Below are 4155 nucleotides of genomic sequence, written 5' to 3'. Positions count from 1 at the left end.
TCCCAAGAAAGAAGTCGTATGAAAGCATTGCGGTCGCAATTAAAAGCTAAAGGGATAGATCCAAAAGATTTGGATCTGTGCTGATCCTTAAAGAAACTCTTGCAGTTGCTTCAGCAGAGACTCGGTCTGCTCAATCCCTTCGTTATCCCGTTGAGTCTGGTAAAGTTCTAGGGCTTTTTCGATAGCAGTGAGGGCTTCGGTGACGCGAGAACGTTTTTTTAAGGCTACTCCTAGGTTATAGTGAGCTTGGGCATTTTCCGGAGCCAGTTCAATTAAACGTCTATAGGTCACTACTGCTGGTACATATTGTTCTTGGGCTAGAAGAATTTTCCCGATGTACTCCTGTGCTTCTACTAAATCAGGTTGGGCAGAAACTGCTCGACGAAATGCTTTGAGGGCACTGGATAAATTCCCTTTTGATTCCAGGATTTGACCGATCTGGAGGTGAATGTCAGGATTACGAGGGGCTAATTTCACCGCTTTTTCAAAAGCCGCCAGTCCAGCCATCTCATCCCCATGAATCAACCAAGCTGTGCCCAAACTTAGTTGGATACGGGTTTCGTTCGGAGCAATTTCCGCTGCTTTTTGGAACACTTTAATGGCTTCTTCAGCATTTTCCTGCTCTAACCAGGCTGCACCGATTAACTGGTATACTGTTAGATTGTCTGGCTCAATTTCCAGGATTTTTTCATAGGTTTCTATAGCGCCTTGATAGTCCTTTTGACGTAGCAGGGTAATGGCCAAACCAAAATAGGCGTTAATATTCTCCCGGTTCAGTTTAGTGGCACGACGATAGGCCGTAGCAGCACCAGCATTATCCCCAGCATTGGCGAGACTGTAACCCAGTGCGTAATGGAAATTAGGATTTTCTGGCTCTAGTGCGATCGCTTTTTTGTAAGCGGCGGCAGCGTCTTGGAATTTGCCCAGACTTGCCTGTAAGTAGCCAATGCCCGAAAAAATCTTAGGGTTTCCCTGCTCCAGCTCAGCTGCTTCCTTATAAATAGCAACAGCTTCCTCATAGTCACCAGCATCTACAAACTCTCGTGCTTGATGGAGAAGGTCATTGAGCTGTTGATTATACTGCTGTCGGCTAGATACCAGAGTTGGCATGGCTTCAGCAATTTCTGGCAGGGGGGTTGCCACTACGGAAAAAAATAAGCTAAGAAGGAGGAACAAAGTTTGCTGTAGCAAGGTCAATTTTTTCATGGTCATCAGTAGAGTGTACTTTGGGAGGTTCACTATACTGATGAGTTTTACCATGAACACCCGCTAATCGGGAAGGGTTAACCGGGATAAATTTTGGTTAAGTTTTGTTAAGCTACAGGATTGCTTGGGGTTAACTTATGATAATAACCCTTCCGGTCTAGACCGGAAGGGTTAGTGTTGAAGGATGTCAAGCCTAAATTTATATAACTTAACAATCCTCTTTTAGATCTATATAGTAGATGTCTTTTAGATGTTTTTTTTATGACCCACCTATAGGGCTATAGGTGGGCTTTTTGAGTTTCACGAAAAGTTGAACCAGGGATGGCAAGCCTGATCCGTAACGATTATTAAGATTGCAAAGCACCACTTTGAACCATCATCAGGATGAAAATACCAACACTGGCGACTACTAAAACAAGACCTAAAGCCACTGATTGACCCAAATGGTTGGGAGTTTGAGAAGTCTTCATGTGTCTTTTCCTTTCTTATAGTTATGTATGCCGATAATGAACGATAACAAACTTTTGCCAAGCTTGATAAGAAAATGCAAAGTATCTTAACGTAACTTTACTTAAGTTAATACTGACTAAAGTGTGAGCTAGCTTGCTCTTTAGGCGAAGGGAATAGGATTTAATTGGAAGTTACCGACGTAATGGGATTAGCCCCCGTGATTTATCCGGGGGATATAAGCGTGCTTGAGGTATTTATTGGTCAAGGGATATTTTTTGCTTATGTTGTCCTCAATCCCTGTCTTGATCCAGTCGCTCATCGGTGAAACTCCTTGATGAAGGCGCACCTGTCGCTTTAGAGCGGGGAATGTCAATCATGTCAAATGATAATCGGGTTCAGGTCAACTTCCTGATCTCAGCAAGCTTGCTAGCAGCAATGAAAGCTAAAGCTAGGTAACTCGGAGATAGCTAGCAGTTCAGCTATACAAAACCTACCAAAGCAGATAGATGAGCATACAGCCGTTCCGGTGAATTTCCTCTAATTGGGGATGACGCTAGTGCGATCGCTTAATGTAACTGCTCTAGTTTAAGAGAAGCTTGTCGCAAGACTCAGTCTAATGGTGAAATTATTGTCTGAATTAAAGGTTTGAGTTTTGAAGTCAAAAAAATAGGGAATCAAAAGTGGTATCGCCAGGTCATCGAGTCAATCTAGGGTTTGTGTCATCAAACGCAACAGCCGAGATACGTGTATTTTTGAACACGTTTTTAAAGAATGTTAAGAGGAGTATTATGGTTGAAAATAATGTGGGATGAGAAATTACGATTGCAGTCTCAGTTGCAATAATTTCGTCTCACAATTCCGATGATTGTTGGTCGAGGTATTTATGATTGCAGGTCCTTACACTTCAGGATTAGTGTTCAAACGATTTATCCTCCTTAGCAAGTCTTCAGTAAAAACTTTATAAGCATCTTTTGTTGCCTTGTAAATTGCTTGATTACCTATAATTGTATTTTTGTCTGTTCCTTCGAGATTATTTACATCAGGAACTTTCCAAATTGGAACTCTATACTTTTGAGCCATTGAAGGTAATGTATTATGTGTATGCATAACTTCTTGATAGCCAATCGGATTATCAATCATCTCATCATCTAAGTGTTGACGAACTTCAGAACTGATATAATCCCTAACTGTTTGAGGGATATCATTGGCATAATTATAAGCAGCTTGAGCAAGATTGAGGGGTGTACGACCTGAATATTTTTTTGCATTGTATATAGTAAATCCCAGAAAGCTCACAAACCTTTCTGGAAATTCATTTCTTTTCTCTTTAGAAATAAGGGGATAAATAGTATCAAAATCTTTTTTCCATTCAAGTAAAGATTTACCAATATTTCTAATTCCATACAAAGAAAACATATCAGGAAAACAAGGCACTAAAAAACCATCAACTGTAGATATAATTACCTTATTTAAAGCTCCTAAACTTGGAGATGTATCCACAATTATAAAGTCATATTTACTTTCGGAAGCATATCTACGAGCTATAGCTCTAATTTGAGTTATGGTTCTAATTGACAGTGGTTCTCCCCTATATAAACCAGCCCAGCGTTCGGCAATCTTATTTTCGTACATATGTAGGGTTAGACGACCTGGAATTAAATCTAGGTTTGTAGCTACTTCAATTGGACGAGGAAGAGATTTTGGCTCGCTTATGCCATCCTCTATAGGCTTAAGAATATAATGAATTGTTCTGTGATTTCTATTAAACGATTCAAAATCTGAATCTTCAAATTTCTTACGGGTCGCATTAAAATCATCAATGAATCCATCTTCATCCTGCCAAATTTCATGTAAACTTTCTGAATCTAATCCATAAATAGTTAAATTACATTGAGGGTCTAAATCAAGCATTAAAACTTTTTTACCGAGTTCTGCTAAAGCGCAGGCTAAATGATATGTAAGAGTTGTTTTGCCCACACCACCTTTATTGTTAAAAACCGAAATTAACTTCACTGATGCTCCTGAATTTAAGATTTAAATAGCCGATTCTGTTATGTATAGCAAATTATGTAGCAGTTCTTTAATGGATCTTAACAATTTCAAAAATACTCTGCCAACCCCTAAAAAAACCTAGAACCTACATTCCGCACTTAAAAATACCTATTTAATTCCTTTTCCGCCACTCCCAAGGCTTAACTGCATTCATATTAATCAACGCTCCTCGATTTGCGATCGCAAATGCCGAAGCGTAGTTAACCCCATCCCACGATGGACAATCCTGTTTGTACTGTTCCTAAGGATAGGCTCAACCTTTACTTAGTTAAACCATGTTCCAAAGCATAGCGAACTAACTCGGTACGGCTATTAGTTCCGGTTTTGCTAAACAGACGACTAACGTACTTCTCAACATTACGAACACTAGTCTCTAAACGTCGGGCAATTTCTTTATTCATTAGCCCTTGGGCAACCAAATCTAAAACACTCTGCTCTCTAGCTGTA

Annotated in this window: 4 protein-coding genes; all 4 read right to left on the bottom strand. The window is 39.8% G+C overall.

The annotated features are described in order from the left end of the window. Positions 1–87: 87 nt before the first annotated feature. The gene (locus F6K49_RS36335; RefSeq protein WP_293104628.1) at positions 88–1176 is read right to left on the bottom strand and encodes a tetratricopeptide repeat protein; all 1089 of its coding nucleotides are present in this window, start codon (positions 1174–1176) and stop codon (positions 88–90) included. Positions 1177–1553: 377 nt separating this feature from the next. Beyond that, positions 1554–1676, bottom strand: a complete 123-nt coding sequence (locus tag F6K49_RS36330; RefSeq protein ID WP_008180130.1) for a hypothetical protein — start codon at positions 1674–1676, stop codon at positions 1554–1556. Between the two features lie 877 nt (positions 1677–2553). Next, complete coding sequence (locus F6K49_RS36325) at positions 2554–3669, bottom strand: AAA family ATPase (RefSeq protein WP_293104625.1); 1116 nt, start codon at positions 3667–3669, stop codon at positions 2554–2556. A gap of 299 nt (positions 3670–3968) precedes the next feature. Next, positions 3969–4155 (bottom strand): LuxR C-terminal-related transcriptional regulator (locus F6K49_RS36320; protein WP_293104622.1); only part of this gene is annotated, 187 nt, incomplete at its 5' end.

Source organism: Moorena sp. SIO3I6, from assembly GCF_010672095.1.
The sequence above is the reverse complement of the archived record's forward strand: the minus strand, read 5'-3'. Positions and strand labels throughout refer to the sequence as shown.